Origin of the sequence: Pseudomonas ceruminis (assembly GCF_021602025.1) — a bacterium.
GTDB lineage: Bacteria > Pseudomonadota > Gammaproteobacteria > Pseudomonadales > Pseudomonadaceae > Aquipseudomonas > Aquipseudomonas ceruminis.
The window spans coordinates 305582-331166 of the sequence record NZ_BQHW01000005.1 but is presented as its reverse complement, the minus strand read 5'-3'; the positions used below and the strand labels follow the sequence as shown (position 1 = coordinate 331166).

The window sequence follows — 25585 nt, the reverse complement described above, 5'->3', positions numbered from 1 at the left end:
CGCTATCTGCGAATTCTCCCGCCCAGAGTGAAAGCAGCCTTGGAACGCGCAGGCATCGGCCGTACCCTGTGCACGCATGTGACTGGAGATGAGCAATGCCTGTACGTTCCGTTTGTGTATTCTGCGGCGCCAGCATCGGTGCCAACCCGGCTTATCGTGAAGCCGCCGTCGCGCTGGGCCAGACCATCGCCCGTCGCGGGTTGACCCTGGTGTATGGCGGCGGCGCCGTCGGCCTGATGGGCACGGTCGCCGACGCAGCCATGGCGGCTGGCGGCGAAGTGATCGGGATCATTCCCCAGAGCCTGATGAACGCTGAAATCGGCCACCGTGGCCTGACCCGCCTGGAAGTGGTGGACGGCATGCACGCGCGCAAGGCACGCATGGCCGAGCTGAGCGACGCCTTCATCGCCCTGCCAGGGGGCCTGGGCACGCTGGAGGAGTTGTTTGAAGTGTGGACCTGGGGCCAACTGGGGTATCACGCCAAGCCGTTGGGCTTACTGGATGTGAATGGCTTCTACGAGAAGCTGGGTGGTTTCCTCGACCATATTGTCGAAGAAGGCTTCGTGCGGCGGCAGCATCGGGCGATGCTGCTACTTGAGCAGCAGGCCGATGCGCTACTGGACGGGATGGAGCGGTTCGAGGCGCCGGTGCTGCCCAAGTGGGTCGACAAGCAACCTGATTGAAGGCTGACATGCCGGGACCGCTTCGCGGTCCCCGGTTCAGCGCGGAATGACGGGCTGACGCGGCTTCTTACCCTTGCCGCCACCACCCTTGGCCGCTTCCTTGCGCTCCTTGGCCGCCTGCTGGTTGCGGGCGAACGCTTCAGCCTTGGCCTTCTCCCGCTTGTCCCACGGGTTGCTGCCATCACTGCCACGCGGTGGCAGGCCCGTATGCTGGGTAAGAATCTTCTGGTCCTTGCCCACCTTATGGCTGCCGGCCGGGGTCGAATTCTTGCGGCGAGCGCTCTGGTACGTGTCAGTCTGCGGCTGGTGCAGCGGGATCAGCTGGTGCTTGCCCGGGCCGATCAAGTCGGCACGGCCCATGCGCTGCAGCGCCTCTCGCAGCATCGGCCAGCCCTTCGGATCGTGATAGCGCAGGAAGGCCTTGTGCAAGCGGCGCTGCTCATCGCTCTTGACGATCTCCACCCCTTCACTCTTGTAGGTGACCTTGCGCAACGGGTTCTTGCCCGAGTGGTACATGGCCGTGGCCGAGGCCATCGGCGACGGGTAGAACGCCTGCACCTGGTCGGCGCGGAAGCCGTTGCCCTTGAGCCACAGGGCCAGGTTCATCATGTCTTCATCGGTGGTGCCCGGGTGGGCAGCGATGAAGTACGGGATCAGGTACTGCTCCTTGCCCGCTTCCTTGGAGAACTTCTCGAACATGCGCTTGAAGCGGTCATAGGTACCGATGCCTGGCTTCATCATCTTGTCCAACGGGCCACGCTCGGTGTGCTCCGGGGCAATCTTGAGGTAGCCGCCAACATGGTGGGTGACCAGTTCCTTGACGTACTCCGGCGACTCCACAGCCAGGTCGTAGCGCAGGCCCGAGGCAATCAGGATCTTCTTCACGCCCGGCAAGGCACGGGCCTTGCGGTACAGCTCGATCAACGAACTGTGGTCGGTGTTGAGGTTCTCGCAGATGCCGGGGAACACGCAAGACGGCTTGCGGCAGTGCTTCTCGATGTCGTGGCTTTTGCAGGCGATCCGGTACATGTTGGCGGTCGGGCCGCCAAGGTCGGAAACCACGCCGGTGAAGCCCGGTACCTTGTCGCGCATCTCCTCGATCTCGTTGAGGATCGACTCTTGCGAGCGGTTCTGGATGATCCGGCCTTCGTGCTCGGTGATCGAGCAGAATGTGCAGCCGCCGAAGCAGCCGCGCATGATGTTCACCGAGAAGCGGATCATTTCGTAGGCCGGGATGCGCTCCTTGCCATAGGCCGGGTGCGGCACACGGGCGTAAGGCATGCCGAACACATAGTCCATTTCCTCGGTGCTCATGGGGATGGGTGGCGGGTTGAACCACACATCCACTTCGCCATGCTTCTGCACCAGCGCGCGGGCGTTGCCCGGGTTGGTCTCCAGGTGCAGCACGCGGTTGGCGTGGGCATAGAGTACGGGATCGTTACGCACCTTCTCGAACGAAGGCAGGCGGATCACCGACTTTTCCCGGGTCACGCTCGGGCTGTCGAGAATCTGCACGACCTTGGCTTCGTTCGGGTCTTCCTGGTCGCCCTTGGCTTGCTCGATGGCGCAGGCCTGGGTGTCCTGGGTGTTCACGTACGGGTTGATGATCTTGTCGACGCGGCCTGGGCGGTCGATGCGCGTGGAGTCGATCTCGTACCAGCCTTGCGGGGTGTCACGGCGTATGAAGGCGGTGCCGCGCACGTCGGTGATGGTCTCGATCTTCTCGCCGTTGGACAGGCGCTGGGCCACCTCGACCACTGCACGCTCGGCGTTGCCGAACAGCAGGATGTCGGCGCTGGCGTCGATCAGGATCGAGTGACGAACCTTGTCCTGCCAGTAGTCGTAGTGGGCGATGCGGCGCAGCGACGCCTCGATGCCGCCGAGTACGATCGGCACATGCTTGTAGGCTTCCTTGCAGCGCTGACTGTACACCAGGCTGGCGCGGTCCGGACGGCTGCCGGCCAGGCCACCAGGGGTGTAGGCATCGTCGGAGCGGATCTTCTTGTCCGCGGTGTAGCGGTTGATCATCGAGTCCATGTTGCCGGCCGCGACGCCGAAGAACAGGTTCGGCTCGCCAAGCTTCATGAAGTCGTCTTTCGACTGCCAGTTCGGCTGGGCAATGATGCCCACGCGAAAGCCCTGGGCTTCCAGCAGACGGCCGATGATGGCCATGCCGAACGACGGGTGGTCGACGTAGGCATCACCGGTCACGATGATGATGTCGCAGGAGTCCCAGCCGAGCAGATCCATCTCCTCCCTGCTCATCGGCAGGAACGGTGCTGGCCCGAAGCATTCGGCCCAGTACTTGGGATAGTCGTAGAGTGGTTTGGCTGCTTGCATGTCAGTGACCGGTTCTGGTGTGCAGGGAAATCGCGGGCGCGGAATATAGCACAAATTTTGACCAAATCCGACTGTCTTCGTGGGGATTGGTGGGTTGTTGGCTTGAGGGGTGTGGTGGGGTTGCCCGGTGTTCGCCACAACACTTTCAGCGCCTGTGAGACCGAGCGCCGCCCGCGCGGCGCTTCGCGGGGCAAGCCCGCTCCCACTGTCTGTTTCGGGCCGCGCACCCCCGGGTGCATGGCTGGAGATTGAGAAACAGCAGCGGCGCAGCCGATATCAAAGGGATCAAACGAGGCGGTCAGCGATGCCCCCACAGAAGTGACTGGCCCGAAACAGACGGTAGGAGCGGGCTTGCCCCGCGAAGCGCCGCGCGGGCGGCGCTCGATCTCATAGGCGCTGAAACCGCTGCGGCGAACACCTGGCAGCCTTCATGCAACCTGAAGCCAAGCCCTCACTGCTTCATCCCCAACTCAGCATCATCCATCAGCACCTTCTTTGTGACAGTGAGTCAGTGTCTTCTCTTGTCATTGTTCAATCCCCTGAAAGTTCTCTGAAACTTGGGCCGGCCCTTTCGCGGGGCAAGCCCGCTCCCACAGGTACTGTGCAAGCCTGAAAGTTGTGGTGATCCTGTGGGAGTGACTTTAGCCGCGAATACCGGCGTAGCCGATGCCAGCCACCGCGGTGGATTCCGCGGCTGAAGCCGCTCCCACAGGGTCCCTGCTAACGCAGCAAGTTATGCGCAGCGTAATGAGAACGGCCGTTACTCGTCATCGTCGAAGTTGTACATCCCCGGCGCAAGGTTCTCGAAGCGAGTGTACTTACCGATAAACGCCAGGCGTACGAAGCCGATGGGGCCGTTACGCTGTTTACCGATGATGATTTCCGCCACGCCCTTGTGCTCGGTCTCCGGGTGGTACACCTCGTCCCGGTACACGAACATGATCACGTCGGCGTCCTGCTCGATTGCACCCGATTCACGCAAGTCGGAGTTCACCGGGCGTTTGTTGGGGCGCTGTTCCAGCGAGCGGTTCAGCTGCGACAGGGCGATGACCGGGCAGTTGAATTCCTTGGCCAGGGCCTTGAGGGAGCGGGAAATCTCGGAAATCTCGTTGGTCCGGTTGTCACCGGCCGACCCAGGAATCTGCATCAGCTGCAGGTAGTCGACCATGATCATGGCGATTTCGCCGTGCTCACGGGCCAGGCGACGGGTACGTGCGCGCATCTCCGAAGGGCTGATACCGGCGGTATCGTCGATGAATAGCTTGCGGTCGTTGAGCAGATTGACCGCCGAGGTCAGGCGCGGCCAGTCGTCGTCGTCCAATTGGCCGGAACGCACCTTGGTCTGGTCGATACGGCCCAAGGACGAGAGCATACGCATGATCAGCGATTCGCCTGGCATCTCGAGGGAGAACACCAGCACCGCCTTGTCGGTCCGCAGCACGGCGTTTTCCACCAGGTTCATGGCGAATGTGGTCTTGCCCATCGACGGACGGCCAGCGACGATGACCAGGTCAGCGGCCTGCAAGCCACTGGTTTTCTCGTCCAGGTCGGTGAAGCCGGTGGAAACACCGGTGATGTCGCTATCGGAGTTGAACAGCGTGTCGATGCGATCGATGGCCATGGTCAACAGTTCGTTGACACCCACCGGGCCACCGGTTTTCGGCCGTGCCTCGGCGATCTGGAAGATCTGCCGTTCGGCATCGTCGAGGATCTCTTCGGCGTTGCGCCCTTGCGGGTTGAAGGCGTTGTCGGCGATGTCGGTACTGATGCTGATCAGCTGGCGCAGGGTCGCACGCTCACGAATGATCGCAGCGTAGGCCTTGATGTTGGCCACCGACGGGGTGTTCTTGGCCAGCTCGGCCAGGTAGGCCAGGCCGCCGACCTGGCTCGACAGGCCTTCCTTGTCCAGTTGCTCGTGCAGGGTGACAACGTCGAACGGCTGGTTGGCATCGGCCAGCTTGTGCACGGCACGGAAGATCAGGCGGTGGTCATGCCGATAGAAATCACCGTCCGAAACCTGGTCCAGCACTCGCTCCCAGGCGTTGTTGTCCAGCATCAGGCCACCCAGCACGGCCTGTTCGGCCTCGATGGAGTGCGGCGGCACCTTGAGGGCAGCAGTCTGCAGGTCTAGCTGTTCGGGATTGGTGATCTCGTTCATGGCCACGAAAGAATTCTGGAGGATGAAAAAGACAAAGGGCACGGCCTGTAAAGAACAGGACGTGCCCGATGTTAACCGGCAAGCCCGCCAGGGGCTAGCCAGTCAGCGCAGCTTAGGCAGCTACGACGACCACACGTACGGTGGCTTCAACGTCGCTGTGCAGGTGCACGGCTACGTCGTATTCGCCAACTTGACGGATGGTGCCGTTCGGCAGACGAACTTCAGCCTTGGCCACTTCAACGCCGGAGGCGGTCAGGGCGTCAGCGATGTCGTGGGTGCCGATCGAACCGAACAGCTTGCCTTCGTCGCCAGCGGTGGCAGTGATGGTCACTTCCAGCTCGGCCAGTTGGGCAGCACGGCTTTCAGCCGAAGCTTTACGGTCAGCAGCTGCTTTTTCCAGCTCGGCGCGACGCTCTTCGAACGCAGCCAGGTTGGCGGCGTTGGCAACGGTGGCCTTGCCGAATGGCAGCAGGAAGTTACGGCCGTAACCAGCCTTAACCTTTACTTTGTCGCCCAGGTTGCCCAGGTTGGCGACTTTTTCCAGCAGGATCAGTTCCATTTGGTAAAACCTCTTAACTTTTAACCTTCACCGTTCGCGGAGTCATTCCCCTCAGGGGACTTGCGACCGCGAAAATCAATCAGGCTGTCGACAATGGCCAAAACCACGAGTAACGGATAAATCAGCTGCATGATCAGCGGCAACGTCACGTACATGCCCACCAGCCAGAACCCGGCCAGTCGGCCCTGGGCCACCAGCCCATGCATCAAGGCGATGCCGGCCAGGACGAGCACCAGGCTGGACGCTGACGCCAGGACGATGAACTGCGGACCGATGAACGGGCCCAACACCATCGCGGCAACCAGGACCAGCATGACCACCCGCGGCAACTTCAGTTCACGAAACTCGCGACCGAAGCCTCCAGGGTTGTACAACGCAGCCTGCCAATAACGCGCCAGCATCAACGCCAGCACGCTGAACAACTGCAGCATTACCGCTGTGGAAGCAACCAGCACAGGGCCGATCAGCTCACCGGGGATTACCGGCTTGCCTTCGACCTGCGGCAGCGCTTCGGAAAGCGCCTTTGCCAGCACCTCGAAGGTGTCGCGCAGCACCGCGTCCAGGATGAGGCTGTAGACCAACCCCAACACAACACTGGACAACAACACCCGGCTCCAGGAATGCCCGGCACGCAGCAAGGCGGCCAGCCCCAGCGTTCCCAACAGCACCAGCAAGGTGCTCGGATCGCCAAAGCTCCAGATCACCACCGCCGGCAAAAGGCCGATGGCGATAACCATTGAAGCGTCCTTGAACCCGCGCCGCAGAAGCACGAGGCTCCCGGCAGCGGCACTCAACCAGAACAGCAGCGGTAACACTGCACTCACGACCACCACCAGGGTGGCCTGCACACGACCGCGCATGATGAAATCAGCCAACGCTCGCATGCTTATCCCTTACTACTTGTCGACGACCCGGTCTCAGCGGCCGTGGCTGTCGGTGTAGGGCAGCAGGGCCAGGAAGCGGGCGCGCTTGATAGCGGTAGCCAGCTGACGCTGATAACGAGCTTTGGTACCGGTGATACGGCTTGGAACGATCTTGCCGGTTTCGGATACGTAAGCTTTCAGGGTGTTGAGATCTTTGAAGTCGATCTCTTTCACGTCTTCAGCAGTGAAGCGGCAGAATTTACGACGACGGAAGAAACGTGCCATGTAATAGGCTCCTCAAAAGGTCCGTGGATTACTCGTCAGCGTTATCGCTGGAGTCGCTGTCATTGCTGTCATCGCCTTCGGCGGAGTCAGCATGCTCAGGACGCTCACGACGCTCACGGCGCTCGCTGCGGTTCTCTTCGGCCTTCAGCATCTCGGACTGACCGGTTACGGCTTCGTCGCGACGGATGACGAGGTTACGGATCACGGCATCGTTGTAGCGGAAGTTGTCTTCCAGCTCGGCCAGGGCCTTGCCGGTGCACTCAACGTTCAGCATCACGTAGTGAGCCTTGTGAACATTGTTGATTGCGTAGGCCAGTTGACGACGGCCCCAGTCTTCCAGGCGGTGGATTTTGCCACCATCTTCTTCGATCAGCTTGGTGTAACGCTCAACCATGCCGCCGACTTGCTCGCTCTGGTCCGGGTGAACCAGGAAGATGATTTCGTAATGACGCATGAATGCTCCTTACGGGTTAGTAGTCTGCCAGCGAATCTGGTCAGACAAGGAGTGAATGACACTGTATGTCTTGCCATGGAGGGGAGGCACATCAGCGCCTGCCAGCTCGGCAAGGGGCGCAATTGTAGAGAAGGCGTGCCTGACAAGCAAGGTGATTGGCGATTATTTGAACAGCCGGAAACACTTTAATACCTGGGCGGGCCCCGTCGGCGGCAAGCCGGCGACAGGCCCGCTACACGCGAAAGGTCAGCGCTTGGCCTGACGCTGGCGCACTGCCTCGAACAGGCAAACCCCTGTCGCCACCGACACGTTCAGGCTGCTGACACTACCGGACATCGGCAACTTGACCAGGAAATCACAGTGCTCGCGGGTCAGCCGGCGCATGCCCTTGCCTTCTGCACCCATGATCATCACCAGTGGCCCGGTCAGGTCCTGCTGGTAGATTTCCTGCTCGGCCTCGCCGGCGGTGCCGACCACCCACAGGCCGCGCTGCTGGAGTTTTTCCAGGGTGCGAGCAAGGTTGGTCACGGCCACCAGCGGAATCACTTCCGCCGCACCACAGGCCACCTTGCGCACGACCGGCGTCAGGGTGGCCGACTTGTCCTTGGGCACCACCACCGCCGTGGCACCTGCGGCATCGGCGGTGCGCAGGCAGGCACCCAGGTTGTGCGGGTCGGTAACACCGTCCAGCACCAGGATCAGCGGCGGGGTTTCGGTGCGCTCGAGCAGTTCCTCGAGCATCAGCTCGCCCCATACCTGGCTGGGGCTGACCTCGGCAACCACGCCCTGGTGCACACCTTCGACCCAGGCATCCAGCTCACGGCGCTCGGCCTGGCCTACCGCTATGCGGTTTTCTGCCGCCAGTGCCAGCAACGCCTGGATGCGCGGCTCGCTGCGCCCTTCCGACAGCCAGATCTGCTTGACCCGCTTAGGATGGTGCTGCAACAGCGCCTGCACGGCGTGCACGCCGTAGATCTTTTCCAACTGACTCATGACTTGCTCTTGCTTTTACGTGGCGCGCCGGATTTCGGCGGGCCTTTACGGTGCTTGGTCGGTTTGCCGGACGCCTTGCCGCCTTTGTCCGACTTGCTGCTGGAATGCCCGCCAGTGCGCGCCTCGCTCATCAGCGCCTTTTTCATCTCGCGGCTTTTGCGCACTTCAGCGTTACGCTGCACGGCGTCTTTCGGGAAGTACGCCTCGGCGGTTTCGCTCTTGCGGCTGCGTGGCTTGGGCGTGGCCTTGGCCTCGACCACAGGCGGCTGCTCACCTTTCTCGGTGGCCGGCGCCGCACCACGCCCCTTGCGGCCGACCGGGGCGGCAAGCTGCTGCTCGGACACCTCGAAGTCGATCTTGCGTTCGTCGAGGTCGACCCGCATGACCTTGACCTCGATGGTATCGCCCAGGCGGAAGCTGCGCCCGGTACGCTCACCCGACAGGCGGTGGTGCACGGGGTCGAAGTGGTAGTAGTCACCGGGCAGCGCACTGACGTGCACCAGGCCTTCCACATAAATATCGGTCAGTTCGACGAACAGGCCAAAACCGGTCACCGCAGTGATCACACCCGGGAAGGTCTCGCCCACGCGGTCCTTCATGTACTCGCACTTGAGCCAGTTGACCACGTCGCGGGTGGCCTCGTCGGCACGGCGCTCGGTCATCGAGCACTGTTCGCCGAGCTGGTCGAGGGTGTTCACGTCGTACGGATAGATGCGCGCCTTGGGGATGCTCATGGCGCCGGCACGCTTGACGTGCGGGGTATCGACCTTGGACCGGATGATGCTGCGGATGGCGCGGTGCACCAGCAGGTCGGGGTAACGACGGATCGGCGAGGTGAAGTGGGTGTAGGCCTCGTAGTTCAGGCCGAAGTGGCCGTTGTTGTCGGTGCTGTACACCGCCTGGCTCAGGGAGCGCAGCATCACCGTCTGGATCAGGTGGAAGTCCGGGCGCTCGGCAATGCTTGCCAACAGGGCCTGGTAGTCCTTCGGCGACGGGTCCTTGCCCTTGTGCAGGGTCAAGCCCAGCTCACCGAGGAAGGCGCGCAGTTTTTCCAGGCGCTCCGGCGGCGGGCCGTCGTGCACGCGGTACAGGGCTGGCACACCGTGCTTGTGCAGGAATTCGGCGGTGGCGACGTTGGCCGCCAGCATGCATTCCTCGATCAGTTTGTGGGCATCGTTGCGCACGGTCGGGCGGATTTCCGCGATCTTGCGGTCGTCGCCAAAAATGATGCGGGTTTCCTGCGTTTCGAAGTCGATGGCACCACGGGCATGACGGGCATCCACCAGCACCTTGTAGAGGTTGTACAAGTTTTTCAGGTCCGGCAGGACCTCGTTGTACTCCTCGCGCAGTGCCTTGCCTTCACGGGTGCGGGCATGCTCGAGCATGCTGCTGACCTTGTTGTAGGTCAGGCGGGCATGGGAATGGATCACCCCTTCGTAGAACTGGTAGTCGACCATCTGGCCGGCCTTGTTGATGGTCATTTCGCAGACCATGGCCAGGCGATCGACATGCGGGTTCAGCGAGCACAGGCCGTTGGACAGCTCCTCAGGGAGCATCGGCACCACACGCTCGGGGAAGTACACCGAGTTGCCGCGCTGCTGAGCCTCGACATCCAGGGCCGAGCCCAGGCGCACATAGCTGGACACGTCGGCAATGGCCACATACAGGCGCCAACCACCGGAGAACAGGCGCAGCTTGCCCAGCGGCTCGCAATAGACGGCGTCGTCGAAGTCGCGGGCGTCCTCGCCGTCGATGGTGACGAACGGCAGATGGCGCAGGTCAATACGCTTTTCCTTGTCCTTCTCCTCGACTTCAGAGCGGAACTTGCGCGCTTCCTTGATCACGTCCTTGGGCCAGACGTGGGGGATGTCATAGCTGCGCAGGGCAACGTCGATCTCCATGCCCGGCGCCATGTAATTGCCGATCACTTCGACCACATCGCCCTGGGGCTGGAAGCGCGGGGTTGGCCAGTGGGTGATCTTGATCTCGACGAACTGACCGATCTTGGCCCCGCCGTTACGACCAGCGGTCACCAGCACTTCCTGCTGGATCTTCGGGTTGTCCGGCGTCACATAGCCGATGCCACCTTCTTCGAAGTAGCGGCCGACCACGCTTTCGTGGGCACGTGAGATGACTTCGACCAGCACACCTTCACGGCGGCCACGGCGGTCGACCCCGGAAACACGGGCCAAGGCGCGGTCGCCATCAAACACCAGGCGCATCTGCGAGGGGCTGAGGAACAGGTCGTCACTGCCGTCGTCAGGGATAAGGAAGCCAAAACCATCGCGGTGGCCAGAGACACGGCCGCAGATCAGGTCCAGCTTGTCTACCGGGGCATAGGTGCCGCGCCGGGTATAGATAAGCTGGCCGTCACGCTCCATGGCCCGCAGGCGACGGCGCAGGGCTTCGATCTGGTCTTCTTCATAAAGACCGAACTCGGCCGCCAGCTCCTCGCGTGCGGCCGGTTCGCCACGGTCGGCGAGGCGCTGCAGGATCAGCTCACGGCTGGGGATAGGGTTTTCGTATTTTTCCGCTTCGCGAGCGGCCTCGGGATCGAGGGATTGCCAATCGGCCATCAGAAGGGGTTCACCTTGGGGTATATAGATATGAATTCTGGCATAGGCCTATTGAAACCGGAAATGTCAGGCTTGGACAGCCCCAGCAGCATGTCCGGCAAGCAGCAATAGGCGTGTGGAATCAACAAGTTGAATTTTTTGAATTTTTTTTGGGTTGGGGGCTTTACAGCCCTCGGGAGCGTCCGTATAGTGCGCACCACAACGACGGACAACCCCGAAGTTGTAGTAGAGATGAAGGGCGCTGTAAAGCATCTTGTAGTCTCGAATGTGTGCCCAGGTGGCGGAATTGGTAGACGCGCTGGTTTCAGGTATCAGTGGCTTAACGGCCGTGGAAGTTCGAGTCTTCTCCTGGGCACCAAGTATTTTCAAGTAATAGATGACCAAGGATCTGTTACTACTGTGTGAAGCGAACGATAGTCGCCTTCACCAGATGATGTAAAGCTTTGCCCAGGTGGCGGAATTGGTAGACGCGCTGGTTTCAGGTATCAGTGACTTAACGGTCGTGGAAGTTCGAGTCTTCTCCTGGGCACCATACAAAAACCCACTAGCTTGCTAGTGGGTTTTTTCTTGCCTGCAATTTTTGCGGTGCCCTCCCCGCCATGGCCAGACGCCTCGACAATGGTCTGCCCATGAATTTCTCCTCACCCGGCCACTTGAGAAACGATTTCGTTTACCATTGTTTCCAAATATGTAGCCGTAAGCGAGGAAGTACCCGCATGACGATCCGTCCGCAACCGCTGATGCGCACCCTGGCCGCCGCTGTTCTGAGCCTGGTGATCGGCGCTCCGGCCGCCATGGCAGACGACCCGGTCACCCTGACCATGTACAACGGTCAGCACAAGGAAATCGGCGAAGCCATCGCCAAGGCCTACGAGGCCAAGACCGGCATCCACATCAATATCCGCAAGGGCAGCAGCAACCAGCTGGCCAGCCAGATCATCGAGGAAGGCGACCGCTCGCCGGCCGACATCATCTATACCGAAGAGTCCCCACCGCTGAACAACCTGGGTGAGCTGGGCCTGCTGGCAAAGATCGATGACGCCACGCTGAACATGCTGCCCAAGGAATACGTCGCGGCCAACGGCACATGGATGGGCGTCACCGCCCGCACCCGCGTCGTGGTGTTCAACCCGAAGAAGATCGACGAGAAAGACCTGCCGCAATCGGTCATGGACTTCGCTGACCCCGAGTGGGATGGCAAGGTCGGCTTCGTGCCTACCAGTGGCGCCTTCCAGGAACAAGCCGTGGCCATCCTCAAGATGCACGGGCGTGACGCTGCCGAAGAGTGGCTCACCGGCCTCAAAGCCTTCGGCAAGACCTACACCAACAACATGGTCGCACTAAAGGCCGTGGAGAAAGGCGAAGTCGCCGCCGTACTGGTGAACAACTACTACTGGTACGCCCTGGAGCGCGAGCGCGGCAAACTGGATTCCAAACTGTATTACCTGGCCGATGGCGATGCCGGTGGCCTGGTGACGATCTCCGGCGCCGCGGCGGTCAAGGCCAGCAAACATCCGAAGCAAGCCCAAGCCCTGCTCAACTGGATGGCCAGTGAAGAAGGCCAGCGCGTGATTACCCAGACCACCGCCGAGTACCCGCTGCACAAGGGTATGGTCTCTGACCGTGGCCTTAAGCCATTCGAAGAGCTGCGCCCGCCGAAGATTTCCCCGGCCGACCTGGGCAATGCCGAGGAAGCGCTGGAGCTTGAACGCGAGGTCGGCCTGCTCTGATGACTGCTGCCCTGTCCGAGCCGGTGCCGGTACGCTTCGTACCGCGCCGCAAGCGCCCCTCCATTTGGGTGGTGCTGCCTGTGCTGTTTCTGGTGGCGATGAGCCTGCTGCCGCTGCTGTACGTCGCCATGAAAGCCTGGGAGGCCGGCTGGCGCGAAGCCCTGCACCTGCTTTGGCGCCCGTTCGTCTGGGGCTTGATGCGCAATACCCTGATGCTGATGGTCGGCGTGACGCTGGCATGCATGGTCGTTGGCCTGGCCCTGGCCTGGTTGCTGGAACGCAGCAACCTGCCGGGCCGCCGGCTGTGGGGCGTGGTGCTGTGCCTGCCCTTTGCCGTGCCGTCGTTCGTCAGCAGCTTCACCTGGGTGTCGCTGAGCTCGGATTTCGAAGGACTGGGCGGCGCGATCTTGGTCATGGCGCTGTCCAAGTACCCGCTGATATTCCTGCCGGTAGCTGCCACCCTGCGTAACCTCGACACTTCGCTTGAAGAGTCGGCACGTACGCTGGGCTGCAGCCGATGGGGCGTATTCACCAAGGTCACCCTGCCGCTGCTGTGGCCGTCGATGCTGGGTGGCGCATTGCTGATCGCCCTGCACATGCTGGTGGAGTTCGGCGCTCTGTCGATCCTTGGCCTGCAGACCTTCACCACGGCAATCTACCAGCAGTTCGAACTGGAATTTAGCAACGCCAACGCCGCCATGCTGTCGGCGGTGCTGTTGGCGATGTGCCTGACCATGCTCTGGCTGGAAATGCGCGTGCGCGGCAAGGCCCGCCATGTACGTATCGGCCAGGGCGTGGCACGCCGTGGGCAGCCCGTGCGCCTGCGTGGCTGGATGCCGTTGGCGCAACTGTTCTGCCTGGGCCTGGCGATTCTCGGCAGCGGCATTCCTCTGGCCATGCTGGGTTATTGGCTGAGCGTGGGTTCGTCAGCCGCCTTCCCGGTGGCGGCGATCAGTAAGGCACTACTGACTTCGCTGTCGGTGTCGCTGGGTGGCGCAGGCTTCTGCGTGCTGCTGGCACTACCGGTCAGCTTCCTGGTGGTGCGCTACAAAGGCCGCCTGGCGATCTGGGCCGAGCGCCTGCCGTACCTGCTGCACGCCCTGCCCGGCCTGGTGATCGCGCTGACCCTGGTGGTGTTCTCGCTGCACTACGTGCCGGCGCTGTACCAGACCACCGCACTTTTGCTGCTGGCATATGCGCTGCTGTTCCTGCCACTGGCACAAGCGCCGGTACGCACTGCACTGAACAAGGCATCGCCAACCCTCGAAGAAGCGGCCCGTACCTTGGGAGCCAGCAGCTTTGCGGCGTTCTGCCGGGTAACCTTGCCGATCATCTTCCCGGCGCTGGCGGCGGCGTTTGCGCTGGTGTTCCTTGATGCCATGAAGGAGCTGACCGCAACCCTGCTGCTCAGCCCGACGGGTATGACCACCCTCGCAACCGAAGTCTGGGCGCATACGGCCAACGTCGAGTTTGCGGCGGCGGCGCCCTATGCGGCGTTGTTGATCGTGGTGTCGGGGTTGCCGGTGTATTTGCTGACCACGCGGATGTATTTGAATAAAGCCTGAGTGCTCGCCCAGGCTGGTGACCAGCCTGGGTTTTCGACAAGGCACATTAAATACTAATCGCCGTAGCAATCTATTAATGCAGCCAAGAGCGCATACTCACCAAAACACCAAACAGCCCAAAAAATGTCGGACATACAATCAAAAGTAGAGTTTTCAGCTTGAGCGGGACTGTTCTTACCTCATCCAAATCCACCAAGCCTTTCCAAGCGTAAAGTCTAGGCATGAACAACATAACTGATATCGCCCAAACCCGAACCACCTTACCGATCAGACTTTCTTGATGATAGATAGCCTTGTTTTCGATAACCATTTTGCAGTTTGAAAGCAAAGACTCAAGCCGATCCTGAAGTAAGCGGCGACGTTTGCCGAGAGCCTTCAAGCCCGATCCACATTAGTTCTCAGTGTCTAGCGCTGCAACCTGATCCGCACGCGGCCATTTTGTCGAGTTTGCGGCGGCGGTGCGCTATGCGCTGCTGCTGATTGTGGTGTCGGGGCTGCTGGTTTATCTACTAACTACGCACATGTATTTCAACAAGACTTGAAAAAGGGTCCGGGCAGCCTGGACCGCTAGCAACACAACCTTACGGACTATTAACATTTCCAAGATCAATTGCCTACCAATCGCAACCATCCCCAAAGCGCAAGGAGTGACAAAAAAATAGCAGCTTGAAAAAACCATAACCCAACAAGCATACACCGCAATCGTTCAGGAAATTTTTTCACATCTTCAACATCCAGCACTCCCTTACGAACACAAAGCGCCCGCATTGATAATAAAAGAGATACTGAACCGGTACGCATTATTTTACCCAGCAAGCCCGCATGGCCAAAAATCCTCTTGTTGCCCGAAACCATCGAACTATTGGAAAGCAACGACTCTATGTAATTCACATAGCGAACCGAAACATATATCCATACAGCCATCACTACGAACATGGCCATCATCAAAGGAAAGCCTAACCATCTGAGGTCGAAGTCATTCATTGAGTTACCTCATACAACAACTCACCTAACATCTCGCCGAGATCTCCCACGACCCAACCGCCTGCAGCGCCACCAATAGCACCTCCGATCACAGTGCACGCGAGGGCCCCCGGGCCGCCTGTCGCTATCCCGAGGAACATTACACACCCTGCTCCACCTAGAGGCCCACCAATCGCCCCTCCAGCGAACGATCCCCCCGTACTACCAAGCAGAGAGCCGCCCTCCACATACCTGGCCTTCCTGCAGTCTTCTGGACGTCCGAATGTACAGGCATGATGGATACTCAAACCTGTTGAAGCTACGTCGAGCCCCAAGCCGATGTAAGTACCCGACTTTATCAAATTTGCTGCTTTCGAAACCCCAGCAACTTTCTCCGCATACCCAGCAATTTCACCTGCATGAAGGTAGCTCTTGGTGGAAATCTCCAGAGTTCTTTTCATCGCGCCTTTATTGCGCAGCCCTGAACCGTAAGCAGCCATTTTGTTCAACTGCTCTTCCAACCTGACGAACAATACCATCCTCTTAGCATAAAATTCGTCGCGTGCTTTCAGCGTCCCGCTTTTCAAATAGTCCCGATGTAATATCTCAATTTCTTCCAACGTTCTCTTGATTGCCTCAAGGTGCCTGTGCCACCCATCGCTCACAGCTCCCACCCCCATCGACGCATGGGCGAGCAAGCTTTTCAACATCTCGTAGTTATCCAGAAAAAAATCATCTACGCCTGCGCCATTGATTTCAAGCTGGTGGTGTATCCCCGCCGCCTTCGCCATCAAAAATGCTTCATGACTCGTACATGACGGTGTATTCGGGTCGCCCACAATCACCAGCTCCCCACCAACAACTACGCCATTGGCGATATGAGCATTCAGTACATCGAATTTGGCTCGCTGATTGGCCGACATCGGGGTGTCGGCCTTCAGAGACTCATACGACTGCGCGTGCGAATTAATGAAGCTGCGTGCCTCGGACATGGTCGCACCTCACGCATACTTCTTGTTATTGATACGGTCCCATCCACCCGTCACGTTTCCACCGGCACTGCCGTCGAGGCGCTTCTGCCGCGTGTAGGTGGTTTTGATCCGTCCGTAGTTGAGCTGTACTACCTCCATCGGCACACCGGAACTGGCGCTCTGGGCATAGTCGGCAATAATCACTTCTTCGAGCACGACTTCGTAGTACTTGAGCTTGTCGGTACTGGCGCGGCACACCACGAGCTTCACTTCCTTGAAGTGCTGGCCTGCACAGCTCGCTTCAAGCAGTTTGCAGCTTGCGCTGTCGAGGTACTTGGTGAAGGTGAAGTTGGTTAGGGTGGTACGACCTGAAGAAGCGCCGCCGGCGGAACTGGCGGTAGCGGAGGTGCTTTGGTTGGCACCGAATTTGTAGCCCAGGATCTCGATCCAGTTGGTGAATTGCTCGTCCAGCGCTTCGCCAGCGATTTCATCGATCTGGATGTAGGCGTCGAAAGCCATGTTTACCTCTCCTTGGTAAAAATCGGGCTGATCGGGACGATGTTCGGACATCGTCTTTTTTGGGTTGCTCCTGGAGATAAGCGGGGCATTCGCTGTAGTGCTCAGGATCCGACTCACCCTAGTTCCATGGGATCGGCGGCGCAATGGTAGCGGGGCGAAGTGGGTTAAATTCGGAAATCACCTACAAACATGGTGATAAAGTCGCCTGGCGCGAGTACGAAAATGTTTGGCGGTACTGGCCGCTTCGCAGTGCCTCGGGACAGGGGTTGATTGGCAGGCTGTGCTGCGCAGCATCCTTGCACAATCAAACCGTGGGCCAATGGTTGTGGATGGCACGGGCTTTGGCCCATGTTAGCGGGGCAAGCCCATTCCCACAGAGATCGCGCTAGCTCTTAGCTTTTGAGCAAGACCGTTGCCTCCAGAGGTTCGCGGACCGCTTACGGACTCAGCTCTCTGCACGACAGCGTACTCCAAAGGGCTGGATGATCCCCCAAAGGGATCACTCCAGCACCTTGACGTATCAGGCCCTGAACTGGCCCAGGCTGGCGCGCAGCTGCGCGGCCAGGTCGTCGAGGACCTTACTGCTGGCGGTGGTCTGCATGACCACTTCAGCCGAACGTTCGGCCTGGGCATGGATGTTCTGCACCCGCCCGCGTACCGCCTGCGCGCCCTGCGCCTGCTGCTCTGCCGCCCGGGTGGCCAGGCCAATCGCGGCATGCACCTGCTCCACCGCCGCCTGCACCGACTGCTGGCGACGCTCGTTATCGCGCAGCACCAACAGGCCTTCGCTGGCCTTCAGGCCCGCCTGACCAATGGTTGTCACGGCCTCCTTGGCGCCCTTCTGCAAGGCTGCAATGTGTGCCTGGATGTCGCCGGTGGAGCTTTGCGTCTTGCTCGCCAGCGCCCGCACCTCGTCGGCCACCACGGCAAACCCACGCCCCGTTTCGCCGGCACGCGCGGCCTCAATGGCAGCGTTTAGCGCCAGCAGATTGGTCTGCTCGGCAATACCGTGAATCACCGTCAGCACCACTTCTATCTGTTCACTCTGCTTGGCCAGCCGCTCGATCACCTGGGACCCCGTATCGACCTGCCCTGCAAGGTTCTCGATCAGGCCTGCCAGTTGCGTCGAAGCCCGGCTGTTCTCATCGGTCGCCTGACGGATGTCCACCACCTGCTGCAGCGCCGCCTGCATGGCATGGCTTTCCGCCTGAGCCTCATCGGCCATGCTCGACAGGTCGCGCAGGCTGGCAGCCACTTCATCGCGTTGCAGTGCGGCGGCAGCATCGGCGCCGGCATTGCGCTGTGCCATGGTGCCAATCTCAACGCCCGTACGCTGCGCCACTTCGCCCGCCTCGCGGACAATCGGCTGCAGCTTGTCGACGAAGCGGTTGACCGCCGAGGCCATGTCGCCGATCTCGTCACGGCTGTCGAGGTTGACGCGCTTGGTCAAATCGCCTTCGCCAGCAGCCAGGTCATTGAGCGCAGCAATCAGCAGACGTAGCTTGCTGAGCACGCGACGGCCGAGCACCAGCGCCACCACCAGCAAAACGCCCAGGCCAACCACCACCAGCCCCAGGCCAATGCGCCAGCGCAGTTCGTCGGCGGCATCGCGCACGGTCGCGGCGGTGTTGGACTGCATGGCCGTGGCGCTGCTCTGCGCCGCTTCCAGGCGCTCACGCAGGGCCTTGCCGCTGTCAGCCGCGGCAGCCCCAAGGCTGTCGCCTACCAGCTGTTCGCCACTGGCGATCAAGGCGTTGAAGCGCTGATCCAGCGCCTTGAGCTCCTGATCGACTCCAGCGGTAGACACACCCATCAAGACCTTGCCGATTTCGGCACCATTGGGGCTGATCGACGCTTCGACGAAATACACCGAAGGGTCGCGGCGGGCAGCCTCGAGCACCTTGTCCAAGGCACGTTCGCCCTGGCCTTTTTCGATCAAGGCCTGGTTGATCGGATTCTGCCGGTTCAGGTAACGGGTCAGGTGCTGGCCCTGGGCGTCGTCATAGATCACGAACAAGACGTTCGGGTTGCGCTGGGCGCGGCGGGCGAAGTCGGAGAGCATCGGCACGTCGTTGTCCCAGATCGCCCGCGGGGCAACCGAAGCCAGCAATTCGGCCATGTCGTTGGCCGAGTCCTTCAGGTTCTTTTCCAGCGTTGTGCGCAGTTGTTGCTGCTCACTGTGCAAGCGCTCGGACAGGCCTGCGCTTAGGCGCTGGCGGGTGCTGCTGGACAGCCCCTCAAGGCTTGTGCGCACATCTTGCCCTGCCTGGTCCAGCTCGCCGGCAAGCTTGCGGCTGTCATTGCCCAGGCGCTCGCCCAAGTCGGCCTCAAGGGCGGTGACCGTGCTTCGGGTCAGCGCAACGGCAACCAGCACCTGCACCAAAAGGGCGATACCAAGGGCAACAAACACAGGCCGTAACAGGCGGCTTCGTAACAGTGAGAGGATGGCAGACACGGTGAAACCCTCGTGCTTTCTGGCGCCACTATTTTGATGGCATCTACAGAAACTTCTTACAGCAAGGGTTGTGCCGAGCACAGCAGGGATAAACGCCAAGGTCTAGCAGTACCTTCCTGAACAGGACTGCCCATAAACAAAAACGCCGCGACCCCTTTCAGGGCCGCGGCGTCAGATCAGCCTCGAGGGCAGATCAGGCGAACGGATGACGCAGCACGATGGTCTCGTTGCGGTCCGGGCCGGTGGAGATGATGTCGATCGGCGCGCCTGTCAGCTCCTCGATGCGCTTGATGTAAGCGCGCGCAGCTTGTGGCAGCTCTTCCAGGGTCTTGGCACCCAGGGTCGACTCGCTCCAGCCTGGCATCTCTTCGTACACCGGCTCCAGGCCGATGTAGCTGTCGGCATCGGACGGTGCGTCGATGACGGCGCCGTTCTCGTTCTTGTAGCCAACGCAGATGTTGATGGTCTCGAGGCCGTCCAGCACGTCCAGCTTGGTCAGGCAGATGCCCGAGATGCTGTTGACGTCGATGGCGCGACGCAGGATGACGGCATCGAACCAGCCGCAACGACGGGCACGGCCAGTGGTGGAGCCGAACTCGTGGCCACGTTTGGCCAGGGTGGCACCGGTCTCGTCGAACAGCTCGGTCGGGAACGGACCGGAACCTACGCGAGTGGTGTAGGCCTTGGTGATACCCAGGATGTAATCCAGGTACATCGGGCCAACGCCGGAACCGGTGGAGATACCACCGGCAGTGGTGTTGGAGCTGGTGACGTACGGGTAGGTGCCGTGGTCGATGTCCAGCAGCGAGCCCTGGGCACCTTCGAACATGATGTCCTTGCCGGCGCGACGCAGGTTGTGCAGCTCGGCGGTGACGTCGAGCATCATCGGCTTGAGCTGCTCGGCGTAGGCCATGCACTCGTCCAGGGTCTGCTGGAAGTCGATGGCCGGCTCTTTGTAGTAGTTCACCAACTGGAAGTTGTGGTAGTCCAGCAGCTCACCCAGCTTGGCGGCAAAACGCTCACGGTGGAACAGGTCGCCAACGCGCAGGCCACGGCGTGCAACCTTGTCTTCGTAGGCTGGGCCGATACCACGGCCGGTGGTGCCGATCTTGGCTTCGCCACGGGCCTTCTCGCGGGCCTGGTCCAGGGCCACGTGGTACGACAGGATCAGCGGAGCAGCCGGGCTGATGCGCAGGCGCTCGCGCACCGGTACGCCCTTCTCTTCCAGCTTGGTGATTTCACGCATCAGGGCATCCGGAGCAACGACCACGCCGTTGCCGATCAGGCACTGTACGCCTTCACGCAGGATGCCGGACGGAATCAGGTGCAGAACGGTTTTTTCACCGTTGATCACCAGGGTGTGGCCCGCATTGTGGCCACCCTGGTAGCGCACTACGGCGGCAGCATGTTCGGTCAGCAGATCAACGATCTTGCCTTTGCCCTCATCACCCCACTGGGTGCCCAGGACGACGACATTCTTACCCATTACATTGGTCCTCATTCACGCAAACTTGGTTGCCGGCCTACTGCCGACGCAGAAACTCATTGGGTCAGCGGCAGAACCTGCCAGCGCCCGTCTTGCTGAATCAATTGCCGATCACAATCCGCCTCGAGAGCAGCACTCAACGGCTGGCCAGGCAGGGCCTGGACCACACGCTGGCCCTCGGTGCGCAACTGGCAGACCTGCTGCCAGAGGGCCGCGTCGCCACTGTCAGGCATCCAGATGCCGCCAGTTGGCAATACGACCTCCGCTCGCCCCAGTGTGACCAGGGTCTTCAAATCCGTGGAGAAACCGGTGGCCGGGCGTGCCCGGCCAAAGTCGGCACCGATGTCGTCGTAGCGACCGCCCTGGGCGATCGATTGACCCTCGCCCGGAACGAATACGGCGAACACCACGCCGGTGTGATAGTTGTAGCCACGCAGCTCGCCGAGGTCGAAGTACAACGGCAGTTGCGGGTAGCGCGAGGCCAGCCGATCGGCGATCGCCAACAGGTCGTCCAGCGCCGCCAGCACGCTGGCCGGGGCACGGCCCAGGCGCACACGGGCTTCAGCCAGCACTTCGCGGCCACCGCACAACTCGACCAGGGCGCGCAGCATGTTGCCCAGGTCCTTCGGCAGGTCTGCGGTCAGTGCCTGCACTTCATCGACCGACTTGCGCTGCAGGGCGTCGAACAACTGCTGCTCGACCGCACCCGACAGGCCAGCGGCACGCGCCAGGCCACGGTAAATACCAACGTGTCCGAGGTCCATGTGCACATCGGCGACATCGGTCAGTTGCAGGGTGGCGAGCATCAGGCTGATGACTTCGACATCACTGGTCGGGCTAGCGTCGCCGTACAGCTCGGCACCCAGTTGGATGGGGCTGCGCGAGGTGGACAGGGCACGCGGCTGGGCGTGCAGCACGCTGCCGGCATAGCACAGGCGGCTCGGGCCTTCACGGCGCAGGGTGTGGGCGTCGATTCGCGCCACCTGCGGGGTGAAGTCGGCACGGAAGCCCATCAGGCGGCCGGACTGCGGGTCGACCACCTTGAAGGTGCGCTGATCCAGGTCCTGGCCAGCGCCGGTCAACAGCGACTCCAGGTACTCGATATGCGGGGTGACGACCAGTTCGTAACCCCAACTCTGGAACAGGTCCAACACCTGACGGCGCGCGATCTCGATGCGCGCAGCCTCAGGTGGCAGTACTTCCTCGATGCCATCTGGCAGCAGCCAGCGGTCTACCGTTGCCATTACGCCATTTCCCCTCTGGTCCGGGCGGCTTGCCAGCAGGCGAGCCGTCAGTAAAGCAGGCATTGGCGCACAGCAGCGGGCAGCACTGATCCCAGCGCTACCACCGTACCCAATACCCTCGAATTGCCTTGCGACCTGACCAAACCGTCAACCGGCGGTTTGCCAATCAACCTTGCAGACGCAAAAAAGCCGGGAAATTTCCCGGCTGCCTCATCATACACCCCTTTTCAATCAGGATGCACCCCGCCTGGTGTTTTAGCTGCCAGGCGGGGTGGCTCCCGATCAGAGCATCAGGGCTTGCTCTTGTCCAGGAAGCGGAAGAACTCGTTCTTCGGATCCAGGACCAGCACGTCGCTCTTGCTGGAGAAGCTTTCGCGGTATGCCTGCAGGCTACGGTAGAACGCATAGAAATCGGCGTCCTGGGTGTAGGCCTTGGCATAGATGGCAGCCGCCTGGGCGTCGCCATCACCACGCGTCTCTTCAGCTTCACGGTAGGCTTCGGCCAGCAGTACACGGCGCTGACGGTCAGCATCGGCACGGATACCTTCGGCCAGCTCGTTACCCTTGGCACGGTGCTCACGGGCTTCCCGCTCACGCTCAGTGCTCATGCGGTCGAACACGCTGCGGTTGACTTCCTTCGGCAGGTCGATGGCCTTGACGCGGACATCGACCACCTCGATACCCAGCTCCTTGTTGGCCATGCGGTTTAGCGACGCGGTGATGTCAGCCATCAACGCATCACGCTCACCGGAAACCACTTCATGCAGGGTACGTTTACCGAACTGGTCACGCAGGCCGCTTTCCAGACGACGCGACAGACGCTCGTCGGCGATCTGCTTGAGGCCGGAAGTGGCGGTGTAGAAACGCTCGGCATCCTTGACGCGCCACTTGGCGTAGGCGTCGACCATCACCGCTTTCTTCTCCAGGGTGAGGAACCGCTGGGTCGGGGCGTCGAGGGTCATCAGGCGTGCATCGAACTTGCGCACCTGGTTCACATAAGGAACCTTCACATGCAGCCCCGGCTGGACATCCGCCTGGACTACGCGGCCGAACTGCAGCAGTACCGCACGTTCGGTCTGGGCCACGATGTAGAAGCTGTTCCAGGCCACCACGGCCAACACCACAGCGACGATCAGGGCGATCAGCGATTTATTGCTCATCAGCGGCTCTCCCTAGTACGCAGCTGCTGCTGTTGCTGTTGCAGGTCCTGCGCCGCACGTACTGCCGCATCGTTAGCCGATGGCGACACACTGCTGGTTGGCGCGGACGTGTTGCGGCTGCCTTCGATCATCTTGTCCAGCGGCAGGTAGAGCAGGTTGTTCTGCCCGTCCTTGGTTGCCACCAGGACCTTGCTCGAGTTGCTGTAGACCTCTTGCATGGTCTCCAGGTACAGACGCTGACGGGTCACGTCAGGAGCCTTGCGGTATTCGCCGACCAGCTTGGTGAAGCGGTCTGCCTCACCCTTGGCGCGGGCGATGACTTCATCGCGGTAACCGTTGGCGTCCTCGATGATGCGCTGGGCCTGACCACGGGCTTCCGGCACCACGCCATTGGCGTAGGACTCGGCCTGGTTGCGGGCACGCTGCTCATCTTCGCGAGCACGGATCACGTCGTCGAAGGCTTCCTGCACTTCACGCGGGGCTGCCGCGCTCTGTACGTTGACCTGGGTAACGGTGATACCGGTACGGTAGTTGTCGAGGAAGCGCTGCAGGCGTTCGCGAATATCCACGGCCATCTGCTCACGGCCCTCGGTCAGCACCTGGTCCATCGAGGTGGAACCCACCACATGGCGCAGGGCGCTATCGGTCGCATGCTGCAGGCTCACCTCGGGCTGGTCGACGTTGAGCACGAAGTCCTGCAGGTTGGTGATCTTGTACTGAACGGTCAGTGGCACTTCGACGATGTTCTCGTCTTCGGTGAGCATCTGGCCCTGCTTGGTGTAGGCACGCTCGCGCGTGACGTTTTCCATGTACTTGCGATCGATAGGCGGGAAGTAAATGTTCAGGCCGGGACCGACCGTCTCATAGTACTTGCCGAAGCGCAGCACCACAGCCTGCTCCTGCTCGTCGACCACGTACACGGCGCTGTACAGCCAGATTGCAGCCAGCACCGCCAGGCCGATGCCCAGCAGGCCGAAGCCGCCGCCCTTGCCGACATTGCGGTCACCGCCGCCACGTTTCTTGCCACTGCCGAACATGCCGTTCAGGCTGTCCTGCAGTTTGCGGAAGGCCTCGTCCAGATCCGGCGGACCTTTTTTGTCGCCACCGCCGCCGCCACCACGGCGACCGCCCCAGGGATCCTGATTGTTCGAGTTGCCACCCGGCTCGTTCCAAGCCATAGCGCTCTCCATCTGATAAAGCAAAGACGCGCCCACGGCGCGCCGTCCAATGCTACAGAATGCCTGCCACTGCTGCCCGGCGACCTCGCCAGGCATTTATTGCAAAGTGTGTTGCTCGACAAACACTTGCGGCTCCATGCCTTCACGGCTGACCAGGCGATTCAACTCGACCCTGGGCAGTCGCACACTCAGCAGGCTGCGCCCTTCCTCGTCATGCTCTTCACTCTGCACGGCACCCAGGGCAAAGAATTGCGCGCGCAAGCGGGCAAAACGCTGCTCAAGACACAGGGTGCCGACAAACAGATCATCCCCCAGCAACTCGGCAATCGCCTGGCCGACCAACTCCAGGCCACGCCCATCGCGTGCCGATACCCAGACCCGTTCCGGTTTGCCGTCGGCATCACGCTGGATCTGCGGCTCGACATCTTCGAGCAGGTCGAGTTTGTTATAGACCTCGAGGATCGGCAAGCCTTCGGCACCGATCTCGCTCAATACCGCCAGCACCTGCTCGATCTGCTCCATGCGCTCTGGCTCATGAGCATCGATCACATGCAGCAGCAGGTCGGAGTTGCTCGACTCTTCGAGCGTAGCCCGAAATGCCTCGACCAGCTTGTGCGGCAGGTGGCGAATGAAGCCCACGGTGTCGGCCAGCACGATCGGTCCCAGGTCGTTCAGCTCAAGCCGGCGCAGGGTCGGGTCGAGCGTGGCGAACAGTTGATCGGCGGCATAAACCTCTGATTCGGTCAGGGCGTTGAACAGCGTGGACTTGCCGGCGTTGGTGTAACCCACCAGCGAGACCGACGGAATGTCCGCACGGCGACGGCCTCGGCGAGCCTGCTCACGCTGGCTGCGCACCTTCTCCAGGCGCCCCTTGATCTGGCGCAGACGCACCCGCAGCAGCCGGCGGTCGGTTTCGAGCTGAGTTTCCCCTGGGCCGCGCAGGCCGATACCGCCTTTTTGCCGCTCAAGGTGAGTCCAGCCGCGCACCAGCCGCGTGCTCATGTGCTCGAGCTGGGCCAGTTCGACCTGCAGCTTGCCTTCATGGGTACGCGCCCGTTGGGCGAAGATATCGAGGATGAGCCCGGTACGGTCGAGCACGCGACACTCGAAGACACGCTCGAGGTTGCGTTCCTGACTGGGCGTAAGCGTGTGATTGAAAATCACCAGGTCTACCTGTTCGGCGCTGACCAGGTCGCGCAATTCCTCGACCTTGCCGCTGCCAATCAGGTATTTGGCCGTTGGCTGATGCCGAGCCACTGTGACCAACGAGACGATGTCGGCGCCTGCCGACAATGCCAGTTCCTGAAACTCCTGCGGGTCTTCGCGCGCCTCAGGGTTCTGACCTTCCAAGTGAACGAGCAACGCCCGCTCACCACCACCGTGGCGCTCAAAGAACAATGCAG

Annotated in this window: 21 protein-coding genes, 2 tRNA genes and 1 pseudogene; 5 read left to right on the top strand and 19 right to left on the bottom strand. The window is 61.1% G+C overall.

The genetic code is table 11. The annotated features are described in order from the left end of the window. The first annotated feature begins 95 nt into the window (after positions 1–95). Positions 96–683: an LOG family protein gene (locus L6D80_RS08985; protein ID WP_176514948.1), complete on the top strand. Its 588-nt coding sequence runs from the start codon at positions 96–98 to the stop codon at positions 681–683. A 36-nt stretch (positions 684–719) separates the two neighbouring features. On the opposite strand, the gene L6D80_RS08980 is transcribed toward L6D80_RS08985, so the two are convergent. From L6D80_RS08980 to rnr, 8 genes are all read right to left on the bottom strand, one after another. Beyond that, a complete protein-coding gene (locus L6D80_RS08980) occupies positions 720–3023 on the bottom strand; it encodes a YgiQ family radical SAM protein (protein ID WP_176514950.1) in 2304 nt (767 codons plus the stop codon). 760 nt (positions 3024–3783) lie between these two features. Then, positions 3784–5181 (bottom strand): replicative DNA helicase, encoded by a 1398-nt coding sequence (gene dnaB / locus L6D80_RS08975; RefSeq protein ID WP_054900381.1) that lies wholly within the window; start codon positions 5179–5181, stop codon positions 3784–3786. Between the two features lie 112 nt (positions 5182–5293). Next, positions 5294–5740: a 50S ribosomal protein L9 gene (rplI, locus tag L6D80_RS08970; protein WP_008101037.1), complete on the bottom strand. Its 447-nt coding sequence runs from the start codon at positions 5738–5740 to the stop codon at positions 5294–5296. Positions 5741–5760: 20 nt separating this feature from the next. After that, on the bottom strand, positions 5761–6624 hold the full coding sequence (locus L6D80_RS08965; protein WP_176516680.1) for a YybS family protein: 864 nt from the start codon (positions 6622–6624) through the stop codon (positions 5761–5763). 33 nt (positions 6625–6657) lie between these two features. After that, on the bottom strand, positions 6658–6888 hold the full coding sequence (rpsR, locus tag L6D80_RS08960) for a 30S ribosomal protein S18 (protein WP_003249563.1): 231 nt from the start codon (positions 6886–6888) through the stop codon (positions 6658–6660). Positions 6889–6916: 28 nt separating this feature from the next. Further along, the gene (rpsF, locus tag L6D80_RS08955) at positions 6917–7342 is read right to left on the bottom strand and encodes a 30S ribosomal protein S6 (RefSeq protein WP_003249557.1); all 426 of its coding nucleotides are present in this window, start codon (positions 7340–7342) and stop codon (positions 6917–6919) included. Positions 7343–7588: 246 nt separating this feature from the next. Then, positions 7589–8335 carry a 23S rRNA (guanosine(2251)-2'-O)-methyltransferase RlmB gene (gene rlmB, locus L6D80_RS08950; protein WP_054900220.1) on the bottom strand — a complete coding sequence of 249 codons (747 nt, stop codon included), beginning with the start codon at positions 8333–8335 and terminating at the stop codon, positions 7589–7591. Further along, positions 8332–10911 carry a ribonuclease R gene (rnr, locus tag L6D80_RS08945; protein ID WP_176516682.1) on the bottom strand — a complete coding sequence of 860 codons (2580 nt, stop codon included), beginning with the start codon at positions 10909–10911 and terminating at the stop codon, positions 8332–8334. Before rnr ends, rlmB begins: the two co-directional genes overlap by 4 nt. Positions 10912–11182: 271 nt before the next feature. Here rnr and L6D80_RS08940 point away from each other — a divergent pair. From L6D80_RS08940 to L6D80_RS08925, 4 genes are all read left to right on the top strand, one after another. Then, positions 11183–11269, top strand: a tRNA-Leu gene (locus L6D80_RS08940). Between the two features lie 87 nt (positions 11270–11356). Next, a tRNA-Leu gene (locus L6D80_RS08935) sits at positions 11357–11443 on the top strand. Between the two features lie 184 nt (positions 11444–11627). Next, positions 11628–12641 (top strand): extracellular solute-binding protein, encoded by a 1014-nt coding sequence (locus L6D80_RS08930; protein WP_054900222.1) that lies wholly within the window; start codon positions 11628–11630, stop codon positions 12639–12641. Then, positions 12641–14206: an ABC transporter permease gene (locus tag L6D80_RS08925; RefSeq protein ID WP_054900223.1), complete on the top strand. Its 1566-nt coding sequence runs from the start codon at positions 12641–12643 to the stop codon at positions 14204–14206. Before L6D80_RS08930 ends, L6D80_RS08925 begins: the two co-directional genes overlap by 1 nt. A gap of 73 nt (positions 14207–14279) precedes the next feature. On the opposite strand, the gene L6D80_RS08920 is transcribed toward L6D80_RS08925, so the two are convergent. The 11 genes and pseudogenes from L6D80_RS08920 to hflX all read right to left on the bottom strand — a co-directional run bounded on the left by L6D80_RS08920 (position 14280) and on the right by hflX (position 25580). Next, on the bottom strand, positions 14280–14585 hold the full coding sequence (locus L6D80_RS08920; RefSeq protein WP_176516684.1) for a hypothetical protein: 306 nt from the start codon (positions 14583–14585) through the stop codon (positions 14280–14282). A 227-nt stretch (positions 14586–14812) separates the two neighbouring features. Continuing rightward, the gene (locus L6D80_RS08915; protein ID WP_176516686.1) at positions 14813–15190 is read right to left on the bottom strand and encodes a hypothetical protein; all 378 of its coding nucleotides are present in this window, start codon (positions 15188–15190) and stop codon (positions 14813–14815) included. Continuing rightward, the gene (locus tag L6D80_RS08910) at positions 15187–16161 is read right to left on the bottom strand and encodes a hypothetical protein (protein ID WP_176516688.1); all 975 of its coding nucleotides are present in this window, start codon (positions 16159–16161) and stop codon (positions 15187–15189) included. The genes L6D80_RS08915 and L6D80_RS08910 overlap by 4 nt, the downstream gene beginning before the upstream one ends. A gap of 9 nt (positions 16162–16170) precedes the next feature. Next, positions 16171–16659 carry an Hcp family type VI secretion system effector gene (locus L6D80_RS08905; RefSeq protein ID WP_176516691.1) on the bottom strand — a complete coding sequence of 163 codons (489 nt, stop codon included), beginning with the start codon at positions 16657–16659 and terminating at the stop codon, positions 16171–16173. Positions 16660–17179: 520 nt separating this feature from the next. Continuing rightward, positions 17180–17884 carry a methyl-accepting chemotaxis protein gene (locus L6D80_RS30530; RefSeq protein WP_414706530.1) on the bottom strand — a complete coding sequence of 235 codons (705 nt, stop codon included), beginning with the start codon at positions 17882–17884 and terminating at the stop codon, positions 17180–17182. Between the two features lie 201 nt (positions 17885–18085). Beyond that, a pseudogene (locus L6D80_RS30525) lies at positions 18086–18298 on the bottom strand (methyl-accepting chemotaxis protein); the annotation flags it as partial. Between the two features lie 1009 nt (positions 18299–19307). Next, positions 19308–20600 carry an adenylosuccinate synthase gene (locus tag L6D80_RS08895; protein WP_054900226.1) on the bottom strand — a complete coding sequence of 431 codons (1293 nt, stop codon included), beginning with the start codon at positions 20598–20600 and terminating at the stop codon, positions 19308–19310. Between the two features lie 56 nt (positions 20601–20656). Continuing rightward, positions 20657–21844: an ATP phosphoribosyltransferase regulatory subunit gene (locus L6D80_RS08890; RefSeq protein WP_176516693.1), complete on the bottom strand. Its 1188-nt coding sequence runs from the start codon at positions 21842–21844 to the stop codon at positions 20657–20659. Positions 21845–22134: 290 nt separating this feature from the next. After that, positions 22135–23004, bottom strand: a complete 870-nt coding sequence (hflC, locus tag L6D80_RS08885; protein ID WP_054900228.1) for a protease modulator HflC — start codon at positions 23002–23004, stop codon at positions 22135–22137. After that, positions 23004–24182 carry an FtsH protease activity modulator HflK gene (hflK, locus tag L6D80_RS08880; RefSeq protein WP_176516695.1) on the bottom strand — a complete coding sequence of 393 codons (1179 nt, stop codon included), beginning with the start codon at positions 24180–24182 and terminating at the stop codon, positions 23004–23006. Before hflK ends, hflC begins: the two co-directional genes overlap by 1 nt. A 96-nt stretch (positions 24183–24278) precedes the next feature. Further along, positions 24279–25580: a ribosome rescue GTPase HflX gene (gene hflX, locus L6D80_RS08875; protein WP_176516702.1), complete on the bottom strand. Its 1302-nt coding sequence runs from the start codon at positions 25578–25580 to the stop codon at positions 24279–24281. Between the last annotated feature and the right edge of the window lie 5 nt (positions 25581–25585).